The organism is Megasphaera geminata F0357 (assembly GCF_000239275.1).
Classification (GTDB): Bacteria; Bacillota; Negativicutes; order Veillonellales; family Megasphaeraceae; genus Megasphaera; species Megasphaera geminata.
In genome coordinates, this window is the sequence record NZ_JH417569.1 from 23185 (window position 1) to 47015 (window position 23831).

Genomic DNA, 23831 nt, shown 5'->3' on the forward strand with positions numbered 1-23831 from the left:
CTGTGGTTATTGAGTATGAGTTACAGGCCGAGTGCGGCGGTGCCAGGGCCGGGCTTTTGCGGACACCGCACGGCACTTTCAAGACCCCCATGTTTATGCCCGTCGGCACACAGGCGACGGTCAAAACCCTGACGCCTGAGGAATTGTACGATATGGGTGCGCAGGTTATCTTGAGTAATACGTATCATCTCTTCCTGCGGCCCGGTGAGGACCTGGTCAGAGAAGCGGGCGGCTTACATCGCTTTATGAATTGGAAACGGGCCGTTTTGACGGATAGCGGCGGTTTCCAGGTATTCAGCCTGGGACGGATGCGCAGGATTACGGAGGAGGGAGTTACCTTCCGTTCACATATTGACGGTTCGGAAAAATTCCTTTCACCGGAAGTGTCCATGACCGTTCAGATGGCTTTAAATGCGGATATTGCCATGACTTTTGACGAATGCATCCCCTACCCGTCGGACTATGAATACACCCGCCTTTCTACGGAACGGACGAGCCGCTGGGCACGACGTTGCCTGGACAGCCACCGCAGTGACACACAGGGGCTTTTCGGTATCGTTCAGGGCGGTATGTATAAGGACTTGCGCAAAAAAAGCGCCGCCGATCTGGTAGCCATGAATTTTGAAGGGTATGGAATCGGCGGATTGAGTGTTGGCGAATCAAAGGATATCATGTATGATATATTAGACGGAACCGTGCCGTACCTGCCCCGTGAAAAGGCGCGGTATCTCATGGGTGTCGGCACGCCCGACTGTTTGATCGAAGGCGTTGCCCGCGGCATAGATATGTTTGACTGCGTTTTTCCGACGCGTGTTGCCCGTAACGGCATGGCCATGACGGGTACGGGTAGGGTTAATGTGCGTAACGCCGGATATGCCCGGGATTTCGGTCCCCTTGAAGAGTCGTGCGGTTGTTATACGTGCCGCAATTATACGCGTGCTTATATACGTCATCTTTTCAAAGCGGAAGAACTCCTGGCATATCGTCTTGTAAGTATTCACAATTTGTATTTCCTGCTAAATTTTATGCGTCGTATGCGTGAATCCGTATTAAACGGAACGTTTGCCGCATTTCGCGAAAATTTTTGGAGCCGATATCGAGACAGCTGACCCGGTACGGACACGACATTACCTTCGGGAGGTGAGACAGGTGGACATTATGGAGCAGATGCAAGCGTTCTGGCCGATTATTCTCATGGTAGTTATTTTTTATTTCATGTTGTGGCGGCCGCAGAAAAAGCAACAAAAACGCCGTCAGGAAATGCTTGAAAGTCTGAAGCCCGGTGCAAAAATCATTACAGTCGGCGGTATTTTCGGTACAATCGTTTCGTTGCACGAGGACCATGCGACAGTACGGATTGCCGAAAAGACGGAAATCAAAGTTACCCGTCAGGCTATCAATCAGGTCTTGAGCAAGAATGAAGAAAATCAGTAAACCGGAGTTATGTGATGGAAGAAAAAAAGGTGCTTCGCAAACAAATGAACAGCCTTTTGCATTCTCTGCCTGCCGACGTATGCGCGGCAGGCAGCTCCGTTATTTGCCGGTCCCTGTGGCAGTCGGAAAAATATAAGACGGCAAAACGGATTATGGCCTTTCTCCATATGGCCGGAGAAGTATCGCTGGATGCCTTTATTGACCGGGCCGTAAAGGACGGCAAGGAAATCTATGTTCCCCGCTGTCTGGATGAAGGGCGGATGGAAGGGGTTCGCCTATATTCGCTTGCCGCGGCTGTATCCGGCCGTTACGGTATCCGCACCGCCGCCGGCGGTGCGCCTGTGTGTGACAGGCGGCAGCTCGATTGGCTCATTGTATCAGGGCTTGCCTTTGACCGGCAGGGGCATCGCCTCGGCAGAGGGGCGGGATTTTACGATCGCTTTGCGGAGAACATCCGCGGGGACATCGTCTGGGCCGTGGCACACGGTTTTCAGCTCATAGATAGCGTGCCTGTCGAAGCGCATGACGTGTCCGTTTCCGTCATTGTGACGGAAAAAGAATATATCAGTACCATATAAATAAGTTACATTCCCAGAGAGGGGGAGCGTAGTTGCGTCTCAAAAACATGATCAAATTTTTTGGCGCCGTTGCCATCATTATCGGCGTCTTTGCCACATGTATCCGGCCCCTGGCCGAATCGATAAAGCAGGGGCTTGACCTGCAGGGCGGCACGCATATCGTCCTGGAAGCACAGGATACGCCGGACTCGCCAGTTACGGATGATTCCGTTAACCGCGCCGTTACTATCGTTGAACGCCGCATTAACGAAATGGGCCTGACCGAACCTATCGTCCAAAAGGAAGGCTCGCGCCGCATTATCGTCGAGCTGCCGGGCGAAAAAAATCCCGAAAAGGCTATCGAAACCATCGGCAAAACGGCCGTTATGGAGTTTAAAGACGAAACCGGTACTACGCGGATGACCGGCAGCGACTTGAAAACGGCAAAGGAACAAATCGATAACGGTAAGAAAAATGTTGTCGCTATTGAATTTACGGACGAAGGAGCGCAGAAATTTGCCGATCTTACGGCGGCCAACGTAGGCCATAAGATTTCCATCACACTGGACGGGGAAGTATTGACGGCGCCTGTCGTCAACGAAGCCATTACAGGCGGCAAAGCGGTGATCACCGGCAGCCAGTCCCTGGAAGAAGCGAAAAATCTCGCGATCTTGCTCCGTTCCGGCGCTCTTCCGGTTAAACTCAAAGTTCTCGAAGTGCGGACAATCGGCCCCAGCCTCGGACAGGATTCGAAGGAAAAAAGTGAACGTGCTTTTGCTATCGGCATTGTTCTGATCATGATTTTCCTTGTCGTCGTCTATCGCATGTCCGGCATTGTCGCCAATGTGGCGCTCCTCGTCTATGTTCTGATCCTGCTTGCTATTCTCAAGTATCTGGATGCAACGTTAACACTTCCCGGTATTGCGGGGATTATCCTCTCCATGGGTTTTGCCGTCGATGCGAATATTCTTATTTTTGAACGCTTTAAAGAAGAAGTTCTTGTCGGCAAGAGCCTGCGTACATCCATGCAGGCCGGGTTTAAGCGCGCCTTCAGTACGATCCTCGATGCCAATGTGTCCGTTATGATTGCGGCGGTCGTACTCATCGTCATGGGATCCGGCACGGTACGCGGCTTTGCCGTTAACCTGGCGCTCGGTATTGTTGTCAGCATGTTCACTGCCATTCTTGTCAGCCGCTCCCTGCTTACGTGGTTCATTAACACGGGGATCCTTGTCAATCCCCGCTTCTACGGGTTAAACAGAACTGTTGGACAGAAAGATGGCGGAAAGGAGGGACAGGCATGAAATTCAGCATTGTAAAGCATCGTAAATGGTGGTTCACTCTGTCCGCGATCCTTGTCATCGCGAGTTTACTCTCCATTTTTACCCATGGATTCAATTTCGGTATCGACTATACGGGCGGTACCATATTGGATATGCGGTTCAACCGTCCCGTGACGGTTGCCGAAGTCCGTCAGGTTGTCGACGGCACGGGGATGAATTTGGAAAGCAGCGTTATTCAGCTCTCCGGCGTTACGGATCAGGAGGCGTCTCAGGACGTTATGCTTCGCATGCGCAATCTTTCCAGCGATGAAAGCGGGTCGCTGGCCGATAAGCTCCATACCCGGCTCGGCGGGGCGGAAATTAAGCGTACTGAATCGGTCGGCGCCGTTATCGGCGCGGAGGTGACGAAAAATGCGGTCATGAGCCTGGCTGTGGCTTTTCTGGCCCTGGCAGCATACATCTCTTTCCGTTTTGAATATAAAATAGCGATTTCCGCTATTGTTTCCATTCTTCACGACCTTATTATGGTTTTGGGCGTATTTTCCTTTTTCCGGTTGGAAATAGACTCGTCTTTCCTGGCGGCAATTCTCACGGTTGTCGGGTATTCCATGAATGAAGCGGTAGTTATTTTTGACCGTGTTCGCGAAAATACGCGAACTCACAGGAGAACCGATACATACGAACAATTGGCGGAAGACAGTATTTCCCAAAGTATCCACAGAAGTATATATACCTTGACAACGGTGCTTCTTGCTTGCGGTTCCCTCCATTTCTTCGGCGGCGAATCGACGAAAAACTTCTCGCTTGTCATGCTCATCGGGTTTGTCAGCGGGGCCTATTCGTCCATTTGTGTCGATACCTCGTTGTGGGTTGTCTGGAAAAACCGATCCGACCGCAGACGCGGCCCCGGCGCGGTTAACCGTGACGCGGAAGAAACGGAAGTCGTCGAAGTCTGATCGGAAATGCGAAAAAGCGTCTTACCCGTTACGGTAAGGCGCTTTTTGTATACGTTCGTTAAAAATCATAATTATGAAATCTCATAACAACAGGCGTCCGGACTGTGTTATAATAAATAAAATCAGAGGAGACCCGCTATGAGCGATTATATGCTGTCCGTCCTGCCCCGAACGGGTAGCGGCGAAGCGGAAGGAAAACGACATGATTACGGCAGTGAAATGACTGCGTATTTCGAAACTCTTTTTCCCGGCCGCAAACGTACAATTTATAAGGACCGGACGTTATTACCGGTCGCCGTGGATGTAGCCGTCCTTCATCCGACGGCGGACGAACCTTTTTACTTACTGTATACGATCGGGATGAGTTCTCTTTCCATGGCCGATTATTTAGGCGGTAAAGAAGGCGATACGGCTCTGGCCGAACTCTATATGATGCTTTCGGAAGATTGGTGCCTGCCGGCTTCGGCGGCCCTTTTCAGCACGGAGAAGAAGCCTTGGCCCGTGCGGCTTCTGACCGATTTGGGCCGGTTTTCCCACTTGAATAAAATGTGGCTTTCCTACGGTTTTATGTTGCCGGCCGAAGAAAGCCGTGAAACCTTTTCCGATGCCGGAGAATTTTCCGGTGCCGTCATCATTCAATTTGACGGCGAACTCGGAGAAATAAAAACGGCCGACGGCAATATAATTCAATTATATATGCCCATGCCTCTCTATGCGGAAGAAAAAGAGTTGTACGGGACGGTCGGTCCCGATGAGTTGACAGAACGTATTTTACGGTGTAACGGCGGTTCTTTTTTGGTGAACCCCGAACGGCCCAATGCGGCCGCGGCACCTCAGACCGAAGGAAGAAGGGAGACTGTTGACGAAAATACTTGATGTGCTGTATCCGACGACGCCGGAAGAAGCGTTAACGCTGTATAAGGAAGATGAAAATACTGTGTTTGCCGCCGGTGGCGGCGGGTTAAGGAAAAAAGACGCGTCCGGACGTCGTATTATCGCCTTGTCTGAACTGGGCCTTGATTATATACGCGACGAGGAGGAAGAACTGGTTATCGGGGCGACGACCGCTTTAGCGGCGTTGGAACAGTCGGCGGCGGTGGAATCAATGTGTAAAGGCCTGCACTGCTGTTTTCATGATATTTATGACAAATCGGTAAAGAAAAGAGCTACGGCAGGCGGTGTTGTGAGCGGTAAATATCCTTTTTCAATCCTGCTGCCCGTACTGCTTACATTGACGGTTGACGTCGTTTTGGCAGGACGCGGCAGAATGAGCCTGGAAAATTATTTGCTTTGTCCGCCTGTCCGTGATCTCATTTGCGAAATACGGATTTTAAAAGAAAAAATACACGTATCCTATGAAGTGCTGCGCCCGCTGCCGTCTGATGAGCCCGTTCTCGTGGCAGCCGTTTCACTCAGTTCCCGGGGCTGGAATATTGTGGTCGGCGGGCGGCCGGGAATAGCGGCAATTGCTCATAATGCAGTGGCTGAATTGAATGAGAAAGGGATTAAAGCGAAGGATAACGTGGCGATCATGGTACGGGATGAGTTGGATTTTGCCGATTTCGGAGCGGCATCGGAAACGGAACGAAAAGAAATGACGGTTGCCATGTTGAAGCGATTGCTTCCGCTTGTCTATGAAGAGTTCGGTAAGTTGGGATATACTGCGATATAAGGAGGCGGAAAATGGCGGAAGATAAGCGCTGGCTGCGGCTCTTGCAGCCGGGAATTACGGCCATTGTCGGAGCCGGCGGTAAAACGACGGTTCTCGAACGGCTGGTGACATACGGGCAGGGGGCGAATTTGCCGATTATGGTGAGTTCCACCGTTCCGGCCGATACAGAGTGGCTGGGCAATGTCGGGCAAATCGACATTATCTGCACGGAAAACAGAGAAAAGGGAGAAGCCTTCTGTGTAGAAAAAATAGCGGCAGGGCGCGCCCCCGGCTGGTTCCGTTCAGTTGATGGGGACGGTAATTATGAAGGCCTGGAGCCGGACATGCTCGACTACGTACGGGAACGGCATCCTGCCTGGTATATTATTGCCGAAGCGGACATGGCTCACCATAAATGGCTGAAAGCCCCTCTGGCTGAAGACGTGCCGCTGCCGCAGCATTGTGATACCGTTATCGGTGTGGTCAACCTGCAAATGCTGGGTTCATCCATTACGGAAGAACGGGTCGAGGGAGCCGAACAGGCGGCTCTTATTATGAATCGTCCTATGGACGCCGTAGTTACACCGGCTCTCCTGGCGAAACTGTTGAGTCACCCCCGCGGGCTCTTTCGCGGCGCGTCGGCATGCAGAGTCCTCTTCTGCAGCGGTTATAATGCTGTCCAGCACCGCATGACCGAGGCGCTTTTGGATGAATTGGAAGGCCTTGATTTGCAAGTTATCGTATTGGCTGACGGCTATAAGGAAACCTGTACTATCCGCCAGTATATTTCATGCGGCGACAATAAAAACTGAACCGTAAGGTAACGAAAATACGAGGAATACAGCCGGTTTACAGGCGGTATTCCTTCCTTTTATGCATGATATAGAAGAAGTATTCAGGAATAATGTAACGGAGGAACGTTTCGGAGAATTGGCGTGAATGCCCGTAAAAAAGATAAGAAGGCTTTACCGCAGTATTGGACGGGCAGGACAATATCCTTTTTTGTCAATGGTATTTATTAATATGTATTTACCTGTGTCAAGCGTAAATAAAAATGTCACAAAAAAAACAGCAAATATAAGCGCTTTTTAGAAGCTAAAGTCCATTCTTGTATGCATGGGCCGTGCAGCATACATCACCAAAAGAATAGAGTCGTTCCGCTGTGTTGGTTTCAAGAACGGAAAACGTATCGTGTTTCTGCGGACAGCGCATAGCCGGAATGTACGGTGATTTAGTTTTTCAAGCGGTTGATGATCAACTTTGGGGGGGGAAGCCCGCTTCGGCCGAACAGCCGGGTCGTAAGGAAATTCCCGGTTATTGGCAGGCAGGGGCTTTAGGGGATAAGCGGTCATAATCCGTACGGTTAAATAGTCTTATACTTGTATTCTTCAGTCATAGTCAGTATTGTCTTGCTCACGGCGTACCTTCGTAGAAGTAGTATGCGATATGTGTAACAAATTCATTCGCGTTTTATATGGTATTTATAATTGTGACATTATTTGACAAGTTAAAATAGGCTTTGCTATACTTAACTAGCAATACGATAACAAAAATCAGTTTCATCAATATACGTAAAGCGTACTGAACGTGCCCGCGCTTTTACTTTTTGGCATAGCAAGAGGAGTGATACCTTGAACGGCTTGGAATTATTTGAAAAGGGCGGCTTTATCATGTATGTGCTGGTCCTGTGCTCACTCGGTGTCGTGACTATTGCGGCGGAGCGATTGAATTTTTATCGTCGGCTGAGCAGGGGGATGGAACAGTTCTCGGCGCGTCTTCCTATAGCGTTGCGCAACAACGGCTGGGAGTCGACCCTGGAGGATTGTGAAGAGTCGGATAATGCTGTCGCCTTTTTGGCCGCCGCCGGGATCAAGGAAGCTCTCCGCGGCGGCGACGTCACGCTTGCGCTCGATACGGCCTATAATGAAGTGGCCGGGCATCTGCGCGCTCATCTTAATTACCTGGGCATGATTGTTACCTTGTCCCCGCTGCTGGGCCTGCTCGGTACGATTTCGGGCATGATCTCGTCGTTTAACGTGTTCAGTATGCAGGCGGGGGAACCGCTGGCCATTACGGGCGGCATAGGCGAAGCGTTAATCGCGACGGCGACCGGCCTTTGTGTTGCCATTATGGCTCTTATTATTCATACATTTCTGGCACAACGTCTGGATGAAATACTCTCGGTTCTCGACAAGGCGTCTTCCGCGGTTCTCGCCGAATGCGGCAAAAACGGTGAAAGACGATGAGACGGGAACACAGAATAACTGCTCAGCCGGCTGTCATTATTATACCGATGATTGATATCATGCTTTTTTTATTGGTATTCTTCATGATCAGCAGCATTTCCATGATTCAGGCCAACGCCATTCGCGTTAATCTGCCGGCCGGCCAATCGGCGGAAAATGATATGAAGCCCCATACGGTTATGATTACCATCACATCGAGCGGAGATATCCTTTATGAGCAGGATACGAAGCCGACAAAAGACTTCGATGAAAAAATAAAAGCAAAGGTTGCCGGTGATCCCGACGCCGTATTTGTCGTGCGCGGCGATCGCAAAGCTCCGTATGAAAATATTGCCTATGCGTTGGATGCCCTGAAGGCCGCCGGGGTCCAGCATATTTCCATTTCCGTAGATAAGTAGTGAAGAAGGCGAAACGACGAGATTCAGATCAAAGTGGAAACAGGCATTAATAATTGCCGTAGCACTGCACATTGTCTTTATCGGTATTTTCGGATTCCTCGTTCCCTGGATTGACGGACAGGCGGCCGACAAAGCCCCCGAACCGACGGTAGAGTTTGCTTCCGGAGACGGTACGGACGGTGACGGCGGCGGCGGTGATCCGGAACAGCAGGATCAGGACGAACAGAAAGAGGAAGAAAAACCGGAAGAACAACAGCCGGTTACACCCGAACCTTCTCCTGTAACGCCCGTTCCCGAAACGATTACAAGCCCTGTAACGGCAAGCGACCCGTATAATGCCATTGCCAAGAAGACAAGCGAAGGGGAGACGGCTGAACCGAAGTCGGGCAACGGCCGGGACAGCGGCAAAAAAGGCGGCGGTAAAGGACAGAAAAAGGGGAATCCGCCGATTACGGAAAAAACTTTTTATCCGCCCAAAGGCATCGTTAAGTTTAAGGGGTATATTACAGTACAGTCTCTTGTCGGTACGAACGGCAAGGTAACGAAGGTTAAATTGATGACGCCCGTTCGGGACAGGAAGAATCCCGAATCGGCCAAGGTTAACAAGTTGGCGGAAGAGTATGCCATGAAATGGCTGTTCAAGCCGGCTACGGATGAAAACGATAATCCCATTCCGGCGTACAAAAATATCAGCATACCTTTCAATGCCCCGCCCAAAGTGGAAAAAGAATAATACGGTATTTATCATCACTTAAAGGAGTGACCTGTTCATGAAATTACGCAAGTGGCTGGTTGCGGTTACAGCAGCGGTGCTGTTTTTTGCCGCCGTGCCCGGCTCTCAGGCTGCGCCGCGCTGGGAACAAGTCGGCAATCGCGTGGTACAGTCCATTAACGAAGCCGTGAATATTTACAATTCCGGCGATTCGAACGGCGCGAAGACCGCCGTTAATAATGCATACTACGGTATTTATGAAAAAGACGGCCTCGAACCGGCTATCCGCTCCAGTGTGGCCGCTAAGGATGCGGCTCTCACGGAATATCAGTTCAGTAAGCTCAAAAAGGTAATGAGTGAGCCGAATAACGGGGATCAGGTCCGTGCCGAAGCGGACAAACTGAACCAAATGGTTATGGAAGATGTGAAAAAACTGGAAGACAAGGGTTCGGCCGGCGGCGGTTGGGCGACATTCGGCCCGGCTTTTCTTATCCTTTTACGTGAAGGCATCGAAGCGATGCTCGTCCTTCTGGCGATTATTGCATATCTTCGCAAATCGAGCAACGAGAAATATCTTAAAACGGTTTATAATTATTCCCTGGCGGCTATCGTGGCCAGCTTCATTACGGCATATCTGTTCAGTACACTTATGAATGAAGAAGCGGGTATCGGCGCGAGCCGTGAATTGATTGAAGGCGTAACGGCGCTTATTGCCGTTGTTGTCCTCTTTTTCACCAGTGCGTGGCTCGGCGCCAAATCCGATAAAAATGCCTGGAAAGAGTATATTGAAAGTATGATTCATACGACCATGACGACAGGACATGCCAAAGCTCTCGGCATGGCTGCCTTTTTGGCCGTATACCGTGAAGGAGCCGAAGTAATTCTTTTTTATCAGGCATTGTTTAATAACTCGTCCGGCGATACACATTTGATTTGGGCCGGTTTCGGCGCAGGGTGTGTTGCTCTGGCCGTCTTTTTCTTCCTTATGCAGCGGGGAATTTTTCGTATCCCCCTGCGGCCTTTCTTTATCTTTACAAGCGTCTTGATGTATGTTTTGGCGGTAAGCTTTGCCGGCGGCGGCATTGCGGAACTACAGGAAGCGGGTGTAGTCGGCCAGACTGTAATTGAAAGTTCGATTATTCCGACCATCGATTACCTTGGCATTTACCCGACTGTAGAAACGCTCGGTGCTCAAGGTTTCATGATCTTGTTGGCGGTCGGTATGGTTTATTATAGAAGCAGAAAAAATCGAAATGTTGATGTGTCTGCTCAAAATTCATAAAAGGAGATGTTGTTATGTTTGGTTCTAAAGTTAAGAAGTTGAAAGTTGCATTGGCAGTATGCGCGTTGGCAGGTTCTTTCGCTGCATTCGGCGGTCAGTCTACGTATGCATTTGAGGAATACCCGATCGGCGAAGAACAGGAAGTGAAGGATCAGCACTTCAATGTTGCTTTAGTTTACTTCCAACCGATACAGATGGAACCGGAAGGCGTAATGCTCAGCCCGGACAAAGCCGACCTCCACATGGAAACGGATATTCATGCGACCGAAGGCAATGATACCGGTTTCGGTGTAGGCGAATGGATTCCCTACCTGACAGTTCATTACAAATTCACCAAGCAGGAAACCGGTGAAACAATGGAAGGCGTATTCATGCCGATGAATGCCGATGACGGCCCGCACTACGGTGCCAATCTCAAGATGCTCGGCGCCGGTACGTATGATTGTGAATTCACGATCGACAGCCCGTACCGCATGAATTACGGCTTACACGTAGATAAAGAAACGGGTGTTGAAGGCCGCTTCTGGAAGGAACCGGTTGTCCTCCACTGGACATTTAACTACGTTCCTCGTAACTGGTAAGCGCTCAATCAGCTAACGTAAGGAAAAAGTCCTGCCGGCCGGACCGTAATGAGGCATTATTACGACCGGTTTGCAGGACTTTCTTTCCTATATAAAGGAGTACGACATGTTACAGGCATTTCTTTTGCAGTTCATTCCAGCCATGGTGCAGGGCGTGACCCTTGCCGTTCCGCTGGGGATTTTATTGGCTATCTTTTTGCGCCTTGAGTTGCCGGAATACAAAAACACATTAAAACGGGCCATCTATTGGGGGTTTTGGCTCTCCCTTTTCTTTGTCGCCGTCAAAGTCGGCACGAAGAACGCCATTACGCGTGAAGGGTTCGAGGCGCTGACCATAACGATTGCCGTTGTGGCCGAAATTATCCTTTTGATTATGCTTTTCTTCGGTAAGAATTTGTCGGAAAAGGTGAATAAAGTCGTTGCGACGAGTGCCTTTATTTTGGCTGTCATGAATATCCTTTTTCACGGTATGGAGCTGTGGCTTATGCCGTATACGTCATTTATCGGGGCGTCCGGCAAGTATTTTACTTTAAACTTTTTCATTGTGAATCTCGGCTTTATTACAGGCCTCCTTTTTGCGCTTCTCGGCGCCGTCATCACGTATAAAGCGGCAGCGGCTCTCCGTTATAAGCGGCTTCTTTTTGTATTTGCCATTCAGATTCTGGCGCTTTTTATTGAACAGATTATTTATATTCTCCGCGTTGCTATGGCGCGCCAATTCTTGCCGAGCGGATCGCTCATCAAGATCATGGCGCCGATTATTAACAATCAGGACATGCTGGTCTTTGTTATTTACGGGGCGCTTCTTTTTGTGCCGCTCACTCTTTTCTCACAACCGAAACCGGAACGGCCGGAAGGCACCAATCCGGCGGAGTACCGTCGTATTGTGTCCGGCGCCAAGGCCAAACGCCGTTGGGGAGTCGGTACGGTGATCTGCCTTTGCTGCATGGCTTGCTTTTCCACTTTCGGCTGGTCTTATGCAACGCATAAGGAAGAGATCGTGCCTGCCGTACAGGTGAGTGCCGTGAACGGTAAAGTTTCAATTGATCTGGGGCAGTTCGCGGACGGGCATTTACATCGGTACGTGTACAGGGCTTCCGGCGGTGAAGGCGTTCGCTTTATCGTTATCTTAAAAGGCGGCTCCGCATACGGTGTCGGCCTCGATGCCTGCGAAATCTGCGGGCCTACCGGTTATTATGAAAAAGACGGGCAAGTCGTCTGCAAGTTGTGCGATGTCGTTATGAATAAGGCGACTATCGGCAGCAAAGGCGGCTGCAACCCGATTCCCGTCAAATATACGATTGAAGGCGGTAAGCTCATTGTCAATGCTGAAGATCTGGAAGCTAACCGCAAAGTATTCCGCTAGAAAGGAGTGAACCTATGTTTTGGTTGATGGTTAAAGGTGCCCTCATACGTCAGCGCGGCCGGTTCTTCCTGATAGCCCTGACCGTTGCCCTCGGCGTGTCTCTGGCATCGGCCATGCTGAACGTTATGTTTGATGTCGGTGACAAGGTTAATCAGGAATTAAAAGCCTTCGGCGCCAACATTACGGTGGCACCGAAAAATGCTTCGCTTCTCAGCGATGTTTACGGCGTCGGCAGTGAGAGCGGACATAAAGAATATTTGAAAGAATCCGATTTAGGGAAGATTAAAACAATTTTCTGGACGAATAATATCGTCGCTTTCGCCCCTATGCTGGACGGGACCGTTTCGGTGAACGGCAAGACAGTCAATCTTGTCGGCACCTGGTTCAATTATCATATGCAATTGCCTACGGGCGAAGCGTTTGATACAGGCGTGGAAGAAATGAAGTCCTGGTGGCAGATCGACGGCAGCTGGCCGAACGACGGAACGGATCAGGTCCTGGTGGGGCAGAAGCTTGCCGAATCGCTGCAGGTTAAGGTCGGCGACACCGTAAGTTATCAAAAAGCCGACGGCACACAGGGGAACTTTACCGTTACCGGTATTGTTTCCGGCGGCGGTGCGGAGGATGATGCCGTTCTGGCAAGCCTGTCCGTCGCTCAGCAAGCTTTGAATTTACCCGGTAAGGTCAGTGAAATTGAAGTCAGCGCCATTACGACGCCGGAAAATGAACTGGCCCGTAAGGCTGCCGCCAATCCGGAACGACTTTCCCAGGCGGAGCGGGAAATCTGGTATTGCACGGCTTATGTCAGCTCCATTGCTTTCCAGATTGAAGAAGTCATAGAAAACTCCAGCGCCCACCCGGTACGGCAAATCGCCGAATCGGAAGGGAAAATTCTTGATAAGACGCAGATGCTGATGCTTTTAATCACCGTGTTGAGCCTTCTCAGTGCGGCCCTCGGCGTTTCCAACTTGATCAGTGCCAACGTGATGGAACGAAGTCGGGAGATCGGCTTGATGAAGGCCTTAGGGGCCAAAAATTATGAAGTTATCGTCATGATTTTAACGGAAACCCTTATTGCCGGTGCCATCGGCGGTATTATCGGTTACTTTGTGGGTATGGGTTTTGCCCAGATCATCGGGGTCACCGTTTTCGGCTCGGCCATTGCCAATAATCTTATTGTTATTCCCGTCGTCGGGATCCTTATGACGGTTGTTCTCTTGCTTGGCAGTCTGCCCGCAATCCGTATGTTGCTTTCGTTGCAGCCGGCAAGTGTTCTTCATGGCAGGTGATTTGTATGATAAAAAAATATAAAATGTTTTTTACAATGGTTATACACGCCCTGCTGCGCAGACACACGCGTATGCTCGTCGCTCTCCTGGCCGTAGCCGTCGGTGCGACAATTATTTCCGGTATGGTTACGGTTTATCGTGAAGTACCGCGGCAAATGGGGCGCGAATTCCGTGCTTACGGGGCCAATCTTCTCATTTTGCCGAGCGGTGATGAGGCGATGTATGATGAAAGTGAAGTGGAAAAGGTCCGGACGCTTCTGGCGGGAAATGAAGTCGTCGGTATCACGCCGTATCTTTACGATACATTGGAAGTGAACAAACAGCCCGTCATGACGGGCGGTACGGACTTTAAATCCCTCCGGGCGGTCAGCTCGTATTGGCAGGTCCGGGGCCAATGGCCTCAGGAAGGGGAGCGGGAAGTCCTCATCGGCGCGGAACTGGCGAAAAAAATTTCCCGTGATCCCGACAAGCTCATAGGACAAAATGTCAGCATCAGCGCCGGCGAAGGTAAGGCGATGCGCAATTTCAAAGTCTCCGGTATCGTGGCTACGGGCAGTAAAGAAGAACAGTTTGCGTTCATCAATTTGAAAGAGATGCAGGATATTGATGAAAAGCCGAATCAGGTCAGCCTGGCTCAAATCAGTATCGTTGCCGACGGGGATAAGCTTGACGGCCTGATCCAGAAATTGAAAGCCGGCGCTCCCGCTATTCAACCGCAGCCGGTACAGCAGATTGCCCGTTCTGAAGAAAATGTCCTCGGCAAATTGCAGGTTCTCGTTTTCCTTGTTACCATTGTCGTCCTCTTATTGACGATGATTTGTGTGACGACGACGATGATGGCCGTTGTTACGGAGCGCCGTAAGGAAATAGGCCTGAAAAAGGCTCTCGGCGCAAGCAATCAGAATATTGTCGTCGAATTTTTCGGTGAAGGTTGCGTTCTCGGCGCTATCGGCGGCATTCTCGGCAGCGCTTGCGGGTATGTGTTTGCCCAAAGTGTCAGCATGAACGTATTTAACAGAGCTATCGAATTTTCACCGTCCGTTGTCGTCTTATCTATTGTCTTGTCTGTTTTAGTTACGGGTCTGGCCAGTCTTATTCCTGTACGGATAGCGACGAGTGTCGATCCGGCAATCGTTTTGCGCGGTGAATAAGGGAGGATTTTCATGAGTTTATTGGAATTGAAAGATGTATCCATGGCTTATAACGGCAAAGTTATGGCCTTACAGCATATCACCATGTCTGTAGAAAAAGGAGAATGGGTGGCCATCATGGGTCCTTCCGGTTCCGGGAAGACGACATTGATGAATATTATCGGTTGTATGGATCATGCTACAGGCGGCTCGGTTGTTCTTGACGGCATTGACTTGCGTAACAGTACGGATGCGGAGCTGACGGAAATGCGCCGCAGTAAAATCGGCATGGTTTTCCAGCAGTTCCACCTCATTCCGTATTTGACGGCTGTTGAAAATGTTATGGTAGCCCAGTATTATCACAGTATGCCGGACAAAAAAGAAGCTATGGAAATGATGGAACGCGTCGGTCTGAAGGATCGCGCCAATCATTTGCCGAGCCAGCTTTCGGGCGGTGAACAACAGCGTGTGTGCATTGCCAGAGCCCTGATCAACTACCCGGTTGTCCTGTTGGCCGATGAACCGACCGGCAACCTGGATGAAGCAAACCAAAAATTGGTTATGAAAATTTTCCGTGAACTTCATGATGAAGGGCACACGATTATTACCGTCACTCATTCGCCTGAAGTCGGTGCGGAAGCGCAGCGCTGCATCGTTATCGAACACGGCCATATGGTAACGGAGTAAGGAGAGGGACATGGCGAAACGTAAATATGCGATTTTTGCGGCAGCGGCGTTTGCGGCGCTGCAACTGATGACCGGTTGCGGCAATGATGAAACTGATACCGCAGGCCAAGCGCAGCAACCGGGCGAGACGGCGGCATACTGTGATTTGTCAAAGACTAAGGACGGGACGTATACGGCAGAAAGTTCTGCAGATAAGGTACACGGTAAGTCCGTTATTTCCCTGACGATTAAGGATCATACGATTACGGCCGTTAATTATCAAGGTATTGATAAGGACGGTACGCCTAAAACGTCCGACTACGGGAAGGATAAAGACCCGACGAATGCGAAAAAAGCTAAAATTGCATTCGAAGCGCAGCAGAAGTATGCGGACCAGCTTTTGCAGAAACAGAAACTGGCTCAAGTTGACGCTATCTCCGGTGCGACCATTAACTATCATCAGTTCATTGAAGCAGTGAAAAAAGACTTGGAAGAGGCTAACAAATAAAGAAATATACCTGAGAAGGCAGTGGATATCAGTGGATATCCACTGCCTTCTCAGGTATGAGAAAAGACCGTTGAAAAATGCGGTACACCGTTTTTTACATTATTTAAAATGACGGCAGAATTGCCCCTTTATAGTGGTCTTCAATAAATTGCTTTACTTCCGGAGATTGAAGTGCTTTTAAGAGCTTTTGAATTTCCGGACGGTTTTCGTCTCCCTTGCGAATGGCGAGAATATTGGCATAAGGCGAATCTTTCGCTTCTAAGAAGAGGGCGTCCTTCAACGGGTTAAGTCCCGCTTCCAGGGCGAAGTTCGTGTTGATGACGGCTATATCCGTATCGTCGAGGGAACGGGGAATCTGTGCCGCTTCCAGTTCGAGGAATTGCAAGTTCTTCGGATTTTTGACGATATCCTGGACCGTACTTGATACATTGCCGCCGTCTTTCAATTCAATAAGTCCGGCGGATTGCAGGATAAGAAGCGCTCTGCCGCCATTGGACGGATCGTTGGGAATAGCAACTTTGGCATTATTTGGCAACTCGCTTAATTCTTTGATTTTATGCGAATATACGCCCATCGGCTCGACATGAATCTTGCCGGCCGAGATGAGTTTTGTGCCGTGTTCGGCATTGAATTTTTCAAGGAACGGAATGTGCTGATGGAAGGTGGCGTCCACCTCTTTGTCAGTCAAGGCGAGATTCGGCTTTACATAGTCCGTAAATTCGATAATCTTCAGGTCGATTCCTTCTTTTGCGAGAAGCGGTTTAATTTCGTTTAAGATCTCACTGTGCGGGACCGGCGTGGCGGCAACTGTTACAACCGTATTTTTCGTTGCTTCCGTACCGCCGGCAGGTGCGGAACTGCCGCAGCCGGATAAGAGTGCGGCCGCAAAGAGAAGCGCGGCTGCCGTGAGTCCTGTGAGTTTCTTGAATGAATGCATGGGTAAGTCCTCCTTTAAGAAATATAAATCAGAATAAGATTATGCGATATATCCGTAAAAAAATCCCCTTCCGAAAGAGAAGGGGACCGTGTATTATCTCTCGGAAAATCCGCAGGAATTAGCACCGTGTTAACGGTTGCCGGGTTTCATAGGGCCAGTCCCTCCGCCGCTCTGGATAAACGCATATGAAATTATCTTGGTGCTATTGTAGCGAATAGAAAGCGGTTCTGTCAAGATATGAGAAGGGTTTTTATGGACGGTTCCGGTCTCCCTGTGGTATTCTATGGGAAAAATAAAGGAGGAATAATTCCGTGAGAATAGAAGAGCTGTCTTTCGTAAAGGCGTTTATACGGCTGGCGACCGACGGAGATCGGCGCGGCTGGCATGAAAGGAACGGCGGTAATTTAAGCTATAGAATGACAGGCGCCGATATTAATGCGTGTTCGGCACAGTTTGATACGGCCGCACCGTGGATTCCCGTAAAAACGGCGGTTCCCCTGTTGGCAGGCGACTGTATCCTTCTTACCGGCAGCGGTAAATGCATGCGTAATATCGCAGCGGCACCGACCGATACTGTCGGTATTATAGAGCTTAACGGACGCGGGGACGCATACCGGATCGTCTGGGGACTTATTAAAAGCCGGCCTACAAGTGAATTGCCGACGCACCTGGCTGTGGCGGCTTTGAAGAAGACGGAGGATGCCGAAAAAAATCGCGTTATTTATCATGCCCATCCGGCGCATCTTATCGCGCTGACGTTTATTCTCCCCATAGATGACGCCCGGTTTACCCGTGAGCTGTGGGAAATGGATATAGAAAACCCGCTTGTTTTCCCGGAAGGGATAGGTATTGTCCCGTGGGTAATCCCCGGCAGCGAGGCTGCCGCGGCGGCGACGCTGGAAAAAATGAAGCGCTACAGGGCTGTTGTCTGGGCCCATCACGGTACCTTTGTCTGCGGTGATGATTTTGACGACACGTTCGGACTCATGGATGTCCTTGAAAAATCCGCTCAGATTTGCGGAGAGATTATTGCCATGGGCGGCAAGCGTCAAAGTGTGACCGCCGCCGATCTGAACGCTTTGGCGGATATGTATAATTTACATCTGAATGAGGCGGCTCTCGTTATAGAAGAGCGGCGGGACTGCCCCGGAGAAATATGAAAGCAGAGCTGTTGTTGGCCGTATTATTGCCTTTGAACCGGCGGGCACACTGTGTATGAAAGCTCCTGAAGGCAATACGAAGCCGTGGCCGGCGGTCGGCGTTATTGTAAGCTGTAGTATCGCTATTTATATAGTCTCGGCCGTTATGACCCCCTTGCCTTTAAATGTCACTTATACTGCATGGTATCCTTAAATCTTTTAGGAAATACAGGACATTACGTATTGACAAGTAAGGGAAAAGCCTGTACAGTAAATACATAATTGAAGAAACGGTCGATGAACGAAACGAGTACGTTTGTAAAGACGGTTGCAGCGAGCCGACGGCGGTGAGAGGTCGGTACAGTCGACAGGCGGAATGGATTCGCGAGATGCGTCCTGAAAGGCGACGAGTAGGGTGCGACGGTGTATCTCCACCGTTATGAAAGAGACTTGTATCGCAGATGCCGTACATGTGGAGCCGGGCTTCTAGCCAATAAGGGTGGTACCGCGGAAGAGTAATGACCTTTCGTCCCTATAGTTATAATAGGGATGAAAGGTTTTTATTTATGTGGAGGGAAAAGATGCTTGAGTTAAGAGATGTAAGCTTTGCTTACAATAACGCCGTTCCCGTATTGGAAAACTTGAATATACAAGTGCGGGAAGGTGAATTTATCGGCCTCGGCGGCCGTAACGGTTCGGGTAAGACGACGGTTACACGCCTTTTTATGGGCCTGGAAAAACCGACAGGCGGTTTTGTTTATATAGACGGCCGTGACGTAACTGAAGAAAAAGCGGCCCGGCGGAGCAAATCGATCGGGTACGTGTTCCAGCGGCCGGAACGGCAGATGTTTCGGCCGACTGTAGCGAAAGAAATCGCTTACGGACCGGAGCAGGCAGGTCATGCCGCGGCAGACGTAAAGATCGCGGTGGAAACGGCCATGGCTGCGACGGGACTTGCCGGGCTTGCCGACGCGTACCCGCCCAATTTGAATCGCAGTGAAAAACAGCGCGTTGCCATTGCTTCGGCCTTGGCGATGAAAACGCGATATATTATTTTGGATGAGCCGACAAGCGGTCAGGACAATGCGGATAAAAAAATGCTTATGGAACTCCTTAAAGCTCTTAATAAGCAGGGGATCACAATCCTGCTCATTACTCACGATATGGATATTCTTGCCGAATATTGCAGTCGCGTTATCGTTATCGGCAATCGCACGAAAGCCTTCGACGGAGGGCCGGAAGAACTTTTTACAAAACGTGACGATTTGTATGAACTCGGACTCAGTCGCCCCGTTTCGGTTACCTTGTCCATGGCTGTACCCGGCTTGCCGTACTGCCCGACTATGGCCGCTTTTCGGGAGGCTTTGTTAAGTCATGCGGGAGGTAATAAGATATGTTAAAAAATCTCGTTCCTGTTACTAAATTAATCGGTACGATAGCTTTCTCGTTTTGGGCTCTCGTCTTCAACACGCCCGGAACGCTTATCGGCCTGGTCGTTGCGGAAGTCGTCATCCTGGCGGCGTGCGGCAGCTTCCGCCGCAACGTCAAGGCTCTTGCCAGTCTCTGCGTTTTTGCCGTGTTTCTCGGCATTATTCAGCTTCTCGGCGGCGGCTCCCTCGAATCCGCTTATGTGACGGGGTTGCGTATGCTTGCCATGACGGTGGTCTTTATTATTCTTTTAACGACGACACGTCTTCAGGATTTAACGGCAGCTCTCGTCAAACAGATTAAAATCCCTTATGAATATGCTTTTATGTTTACGGCGGCACTGCGTTTTGTGCCTGATTTTATTGCCGAAAGCAAAGCCGTGCAGGAAGCGCATCCGATGCCGCGGTCTTTCCGTGTCGGGGAATATTTTCAAAAAGATGAAAAACTACATGACCGTTATTCAGCCGCTTCTGCTCAAGTCTCTCGGCCGGTCTGAAACGATGGCTCTCAGCCTGGAATTGCGGGCGTTCGGCAGTAATGAACACAGTTTTATGAGTAATGTGGCGCCTCGCGCAAAAGACTATGCGCTTATTTTGCTGATGATTGCTGTCAGCATTGCTTTAGTATACGGGCGGATGACCGATTACTCGTTCATTTCGTCCATTGCCGGTTAAGAAAGGGGAATTGTCATGAAAACGGTCGAACATATCGGTGAATTGGAATTTCATCATCGCCAGGGAGGGCAGTTCCGTTGGGTTACCGTATCCACCCTGCTTCTTGCCGTCGGGACTATTTTGCACCTTGTTTCACCGAGCGTTGCCGGCGTTACGCCGAACTGGACGATTGCCACATATTGCGTGGCCATTTGCCTGACCGGGCCGTCGTACCGGCAAGCGCTCGGCATCGGTCTGGTCGCGGCTCTTGTCAATGTGCTCACGTCGAAGTCGGGATTTCCTTACGGTAATCTTGTGAGCGAGCCCTTGGGCGCCCTTACATGTGCCTGTATCGTCAACAACCTGTCGTTCCTGAAAATCAGGGATTATTCTCTTTTGCCGGCATTGAGCGGGTTTCTGGCCACCTGTATAAGCGGCGGCGCTTTCGTTACCATTTTGAAGTTTGTTTTAAATCTGCCGAATGAAGTGTACTTTGCCGGGATGCTTCCTCTCGTCGGCATTATCGGACTGCTGAACGGTGTCATTACGCCGGTCATGTATTTTCCGGCATACCGTCTTTTTGCTTCGCGCGGTTTTCTTGATTCCGCTGAAGAAAAAGAATATATTTCGGATCACCGTGATTATGAGTTGAACCCGGCATCGGATGCGCTTATTTCCGTAGAACATCTTTCCTACATATACAATAAACAAAAAACGCCCGTTTTGCAGGATGTCAACCTGACAGTGCATAAGGGTGACTTTCTCGTCGTCACCGGCGAGAGCGGCAGCGGCAAGAGCACTCTCTGCCTGTCCGTGACCGGCGCCGTGCCCCATTATTTCGGCGGCGTCATGAAGGGCATGGTCTTTGTTAAAGGCGTGGCGACGACGCAGACGACTATTGCCGATTTGGCAAGCCGCGTCGGTACGATGCTTGATGATTATGACAGCCAGCTCGTTGCCGTGACGGTGGAAGAGGAAATTGCCTTCAGCCTGGAAAACATGGGGACGGCAGCCGATGAGATTGAAGCGGCTGTCGAAACGTCGCTGAAAAAAGTCGGCCTTTCCGCGTACCGGACGCACCGGATTTCCGATCTTTCCGGCGGTCAGCGCCAGCGTCTCGTCATTGCGGGCGTCCTGGCGACCGATCCGGAAATTCTTGTCTTTGATGAACCCACGTCGGCGCTTGACCCGGAAGGAACCCATGAATTCTATGAACTCGTTCATGACCTTAACGTTAAACACGGGCATACGATTATCGTTATTGAACATTCCCTGGAGGCGGTAATCCCTTATGCCAACCGTCTGGTTCTTTTGGAACGCGGCCGGATTCTTTGTGACGGAGATTTGGAAACAACACTTCGTTATATGTATGATAACGACGTTTGCAAGAGCGCAGTACCGCAGGTATTCGCATGTCAGCTTGATTTTGAAAAAGCCGGGTTCCGTCCGCCGCACACATGGTTGTCCGCCGAGGCGGCGGTTAAAGATTTACGGCAGTTTCAATGCCGGTAAGGGGCATGTCTTGTCCGTTGGTTTATAATACTGTCTTGTATATAAAAAGGAGCGATGCATTTAAGTACCATGACTGCGTTATCTATCGCCTGCTTCGGTGACAGTCTTACGTACGGCTATCCTTACGGGCCGACCGCAAGCTGGGTGAAAGAGGCCGGAGAAAAATTGGGGATTGCCGCGGTTAATGAAGGTATATGCGGCCAAACAAGCGCGGACATCCTTGCCCGTCTCTATCGGGCATTATCCTGTGAAAAAGCGGATATATATGTTTTCTGTGGCGGTACTAACGATATTCTCCGTGATCTTGCCCCGGATGAAATAACGGGCAATGTACGGGCTGCCCGGGAGGCTGTCGGCACGGCGGGAAAACTCTTTGTTGCGGCATCGCCGCTGCCGCTTACACCGGACAGCATCGCCTGCGGCTGGCAGAGTGCCGCTGCAGCGGCACGGCATGATACGGCGTTATGTGCATATCGGACGGAACTGGCAGCTTTTGCCGGAGTGAATACTGTGTCGTTCATTGATTTTTATGAGTCTTTTGCGGCGATGCAGGATCATCGGCTCTATTATACGGACGGTGTGCATCCGAATCGCCGCGGCTATGAGATAATGGCCGCGACGGCGCTGAACGTGTTGCGGGACCTGGTAAGGTAAATCCGATTTGACGATGAGAAGGCTTCTTTATATAATAAATTTACATATATAAAAAGGAGAGAGAGCCATGAATATTATTGATGAATTGTCTTGGCGCGACGCGATCAACCAAATAACTGACGAAGCCGGATTACGCAGGCTGACGGAGAAAAAGAGCGTATCCCTGTATTGCGGCGTTGATCCGACCGGTGACAGCATGCATATCGGACACTTGATCCCCTTTATGATGTTAAAGCGCTTTCAGCTGGCAGGACATCATCCGTATATTATCATCGGCGGCGGTACGGGCGTTATCGGGGATCCGAGCGGCCGTAAAACGGAACGGCAGCTCCAGACGGTGGAACAGATTCATGCCAACGCGGAAAAATTGAAGAAACAGTTTATCCGCCTTTTTGGCGAAGATACGAATATTACGATTGTCAATAACTATGACTGGCTGTCCCGGATAGACCTTCTCGACTTTCTCCGCGATTACGGCAAACTTTTCAGTGTCAATGTCATGCTTGCTAAAGATGTTGTTTCCAGCCGTCTGGAAGGGGGCATCTCCTTTACGGAATTTTCCTATCAGATTCTTCAGTCTATCGATTATCATCATCTTTTGAAGAACTATGATGTACAGCTTCAGGTTGGCGGTGCCGACCAGTGGGGCAATATCACGTCGGGTATCGATATGATTCATAAGATCGAAGGCGCCGAACAGGAAGCGTACGGACTGACCATCCCGCTCATGCTTAAAGCGGACGGCACGAAGTTCGGCAAGACCGCCGGCGGTGCGATCTGGCTCGATCCGGAAAAGACATCGCCTTTTGAATTCTATCAATTCTGGCTCAATCAGGAAGATGCCGATGTCGTCCGGTACCTTAAATACTTTACCTTCCTCAATCAGGACGAAATTGCCGCACTTGCCGAAGCCGTACGGGAAGAACCGGAAAAGCGCCTGGCTCAACGCCGTCTTGCCGAAGAGGTCACGGCATTCGTACACGGCGATACGGCATTGAAAGAAGCGGAAAATATTACGGAAGCCCTTTATCACGGCGACATCGCCGACCTGAGCAAACGCGAGCTGGAACAGGCTTTCGGCAAGATGCCCACCGTTACGGTCGGTGCGGAAGCAAAGAACATCATCGACTGGCTCGTCGACGCGACGATTTACCGGTCGAAACGGCAGGCCCGTGAAGATGTGCAGAACGGAGCGGTTTCAGTAAACGGCATAAAGGTGACGGAACTGAACGCCGTCGTTACGCCTCACAAGAACTCGGACGGCCGATATGTCATCATCCGCCGGGGCAAGAAAAAATACACGCTTGCAAAAGTGGAGAAATGTGGACTACCTCGGCGTAGAAGACTCGACGTACGCGAGCGCGAGAAAAAATACATGCGTGAAAGAGCGGAGAAATAGTGCTTGACAGATTCATGTTTTTGTAGGTTTGTCAAACATATGTTACACTT

At 50.3% G+C, this 23831-nt stretch carries 27 protein-coding genes, 1 pseudogene, 1 riboswitch and 1 other annotated feature; of the genes and pseudogenes, 26 read left to right on the plus strand and 2 right to left on the minus strand.

The genetic code is table 11. The features are described 5' to 3' along the window. Nucleotides 1-2: 2 nt before the first annotated feature. The 11 genes from tgt (at nt 3) to HMPREF0080_RS01530 (ending at nt 8525) form a co-directional block, all read left to right on the plus strand. Nucleotides 3-1109: a tRNA guanosine(34) transglycosylase Tgt gene (gene tgt / locus HMPREF0080_RS01485; RefSeq protein ID WP_006789348.1), complete on the plus strand. Its 1107-nt coding sequence runs from the start codon at nt 3-5 to the stop codon at nt 1107-1109. Nucleotides 1110-1158: 49 nt separating this feature from the next. Further along, complete coding sequence (yajC, locus tag HMPREF0080_RS01490; RefSeq protein ID WP_006789349.1) at nt 1159-1434, plus strand: preprotein translocase subunit YajC; 276 nt, start codon at nt 1159-1161, stop codon at nt 1432-1434. A gap of 14 nt (nt 1435-1448) precedes the next feature. Then, a complete protein-coding gene (locus tag HMPREF0080_RS01495) occupies nt 1449-2012 on the plus strand; it encodes a 5-formyltetrahydrofolate cyclo-ligase (protein ID WP_006789350.1) in 564 nt (187 codons plus the stop codon). Nucleotides 2013-2044: 32 nt separating this feature from the next. Beyond that, a complete protein-coding gene (gene secD / locus HMPREF0080_RS01500) occupies nt 2045-3295 on the plus strand; it encodes a protein translocase subunit SecD (protein ID WP_245527187.1) in 1251 nt (416 codons plus the stop codon). Continuing rightward, nucleotides 3292-4230: a protein translocase subunit SecF gene (gene secF, locus HMPREF0080_RS01505; protein ID WP_006789352.1), complete on the plus strand. Its 939-nt coding sequence runs from the start codon at nt 3292-3294 to the stop codon at nt 4228-4230. Before secD ends, secF begins: the two co-directional genes overlap by 4 nt. Before the next feature lie 138 nt (nt 4231-4368). Further along, nucleotides 4369-5106 carry a suppressor of fused domain protein gene (locus tag HMPREF0080_RS01510; RefSeq protein ID WP_006789353.1) on the plus strand — a complete coding sequence of 246 codons (738 nt, stop codon included), beginning with the start codon at nt 4369-4371 and terminating at the stop codon, nt 5104-5106. Continuing rightward, on the plus strand, nt 5090-5902 hold the full coding sequence (locus tag HMPREF0080_RS01515) for an FAD binding domain-containing protein (RefSeq protein ID WP_006789354.1): 813 nt from the start codon (nt 5090-5092) through the stop codon (nt 5900-5902). The genes HMPREF0080_RS01510 and HMPREF0080_RS01515 overlap by 17 nt, the downstream gene beginning before the upstream one ends. Before the next feature lie 11 nt (nt 5903-5913). Beyond that, complete coding sequence (yqeC, locus tag HMPREF0080_RS01520) at nt 5914-6693, plus strand: selenium cofactor biosynthesis protein YqeC (protein ID WP_006789355.1); 780 nt, start codon at nt 5914-5916, stop codon at nt 6691-6693. 350 nt (nt 6694-7043) lie between these two features. Next, a complete protein-coding gene (locus HMPREF0080_RS09835) occupies nt 7044-7235 on the plus strand; it encodes a hypothetical protein (protein ID WP_156795274.1) in 192 nt (63 codons plus the stop codon). Between the two features lie 277 nt (nt 7236-7512). After that, entirely contained in the window at nt 7513-8127 is a 615-nt protein-coding gene (locus HMPREF0080_RS01525; RefSeq protein ID WP_006789358.1) for a MotA/TolQ/ExbB proton channel family protein, read from the plus strand. After that, nucleotides 8124-8525 (plus strand): ExbD/TolR family protein, encoded by a 402-nt coding sequence (locus HMPREF0080_RS01530; protein WP_006789359.1) that lies wholly within the window; start codon nt 8124-8126, stop codon nt 8523-8525. Before HMPREF0080_RS01525 ends, HMPREF0080_RS01530 begins: the two co-directional genes overlap by 4 nt. 46 nt (nt 8526-8571) lie before the next feature. Here HMPREF0080_RS01530 and HMPREF0080_RS01535 read toward each other — a convergent pair whose 3' ends face one another. Further along, on the minus strand, nt 8572-8778 hold the full coding sequence (locus tag HMPREF0080_RS01535; protein WP_040346798.1) for a hypothetical protein: 207 nt from the start codon (nt 8776-8778) through the stop codon (nt 8572-8574). Nucleotides 8779-9078: 300 nt separating this feature from the next. Between HMPREF0080_RS01535 and HMPREF0080_RS09840 the strand changes: the two genes are divergently transcribed. The 8 genes from HMPREF0080_RS09840 to HMPREF0080_RS01570 all read left to right on the plus strand — a co-directional run bounded on the left by HMPREF0080_RS09840 (nt 9079) and on the right by HMPREF0080_RS01570 (nt 16059). Further along, complete coding sequence (locus tag HMPREF0080_RS09840) at nt 9079-9258, plus strand: hypothetical protein (protein WP_172633464.1); 180 nt, start codon at nt 9079-9081, stop codon at nt 9256-9258. A 37-nt stretch (nt 9259-9295) separates the two neighbouring features. Next, nucleotides 9296-10519, plus strand: coding sequence for an FTR1 family iron permease (locus tag HMPREF0080_RS01540; protein ID WP_006789361.1), 1224 nt, complete (start codon nt 9296-9298; stop codon nt 10517-10519). 14 nt (nt 10520-10533) lie between these two features. Beyond that, nucleotides 10534-11100: an iron transporter gene (locus HMPREF0080_RS01545; RefSeq protein ID WP_006789362.1), complete on the plus strand. Its 567-nt coding sequence runs from the start codon at nt 10534-10536 to the stop codon at nt 11098-11100. Nucleotides 11101-11206: 106 nt separating this feature from the next. Further along, entirely contained in the window at nt 11207-12466 is a 1260-nt protein-coding gene (locus tag HMPREF0080_RS01550; protein WP_040346801.1) for a DUF2318 domain-containing protein, read from the plus strand. A gap of 14 nt (nt 12467-12480) precedes the next feature. Next, nucleotides 12481-13755 (plus strand): ABC transporter permease, encoded by a 1275-nt coding sequence (locus tag HMPREF0080_RS01555; RefSeq protein WP_006789364.1) that lies wholly within the window; start codon nt 12481-12483, stop codon nt 13753-13755. Between the two features lie 5 nt (nt 13756-13760). Then, nucleotides 13761-14906, plus strand: coding sequence for an ABC transporter permease (locus tag HMPREF0080_RS01560; protein ID WP_006789365.1), 1146 nt, complete (start codon nt 13761-13763; stop codon nt 14904-14906). A 12-nt stretch (nt 14907-14918) separates the two neighbouring features. Further along, nucleotides 14919-15572, plus strand: a complete 654-nt coding sequence (locus tag HMPREF0080_RS01565; protein ID WP_006789366.1) for an ABC transporter ATP-binding protein — start codon at nt 14919-14921, stop codon at nt 15570-15572. Between the two features lie 10 nt (nt 15573-15582). Next, nucleotides 15583-16059 (plus strand): FMN-binding protein, encoded by a 477-nt coding sequence (locus HMPREF0080_RS01570; RefSeq protein ID WP_006789367.1) that lies wholly within the window; start codon nt 15583-15585, stop codon nt 16057-16059. Nucleotides 16060-16162: 103 nt separating this feature from the next. Here the strand turns inward: HMPREF0080_RS01570 and HMPREF0080_RS01575 are convergent, their stop codons facing one another. Continuing rightward, nucleotides 16163-16996: a MetQ/NlpA family ABC transporter substrate-binding protein gene (locus HMPREF0080_RS01575; protein WP_006789369.1), complete on the minus strand. Its 834-nt coding sequence runs from the start codon at nt 16994-16996 to the stop codon at nt 16163-16165. Nucleotides 16997-17086: 90 nt separating this feature from the next. Then, nucleotides 17087-17178, minus strand: a riboswitch (SAM riboswitch). Nucleotides 17179-17307: 129 nt separating this feature from the next. On the opposite strand from HMPREF0080_RS01575, the gene rhaD reads away from it, so the two are divergent. The 7 genes and pseudogenes from rhaD (at nt 17308) to tyrS (ending at nt 23781) form a co-directional block, all read left to right on the plus strand. Continuing rightward, nucleotides 17308-18156: a rhamnulose-1-phosphate aldolase gene (gene rhaD, locus HMPREF0080_RS01580; RefSeq protein WP_006789370.1), complete on the plus strand. Its 849-nt coding sequence runs from the start codon at nt 17308-17310 to the stop codon at nt 18154-18156. Between the two features lie 25 nt (nt 18157-18181). Next, entirely contained in the window at nt 18182-18349 is a 168-nt protein-coding gene (locus tag HMPREF0080_RS11610) for a DMT family transporter (protein WP_425358111.1), read from the plus strand. 74 nt (nt 18350-18423) lie between these two features. Next, nucleotides 18424-18672: a binding site (T-box leader), on the plus strand. Between the two features lie 44 nt (nt 18673-18716). Further along, nucleotides 18717-19535, plus strand: coding sequence for an energy-coupling factor ABC transporter ATP-binding protein (locus tag HMPREF0080_RS01585; protein ID WP_040346803.1), 819 nt, complete (start codon nt 18717-18719; stop codon nt 19533-19535). After that, nucleotides 19529-20237, plus strand: a pseudogene (locus HMPREF0080_RS01590) (energy-coupling factor transporter transmembrane component T family protein). Before HMPREF0080_RS01585 ends, HMPREF0080_RS01590 begins: the two are co-directional and overlap by 7 nt. Before the next feature lie 15 nt (nt 20238-20252). Then, complete coding sequence (locus tag HMPREF0080_RS01595) at nt 20253-21728, plus strand: tryptophan transporter (protein WP_006789375.1); 1476 nt, start codon at nt 20253-20255, stop codon at nt 21726-21728. Between the two features lie 54 nt (nt 21729-21782). After that, nucleotides 21783-22382: a GDSL-type esterase/lipase family protein gene (locus tag HMPREF0080_RS09005; protein ID WP_083817898.1), complete on the plus strand. Its 600-nt coding sequence runs from the start codon at nt 21783-21785 to the stop codon at nt 22380-22382. Nucleotides 22383-22449: 67 nt separating this feature from the next. Then, nucleotides 22450-23781, plus strand: a complete 1332-nt coding sequence (tyrS, locus tag HMPREF0080_RS01605; RefSeq protein ID WP_006789377.1) for a tyrosine--tRNA ligase — start codon at nt 22450-22452, stop codon at nt 23779-23781. Nucleotides 23782-23831: the final 50 nt, after the last annotated feature.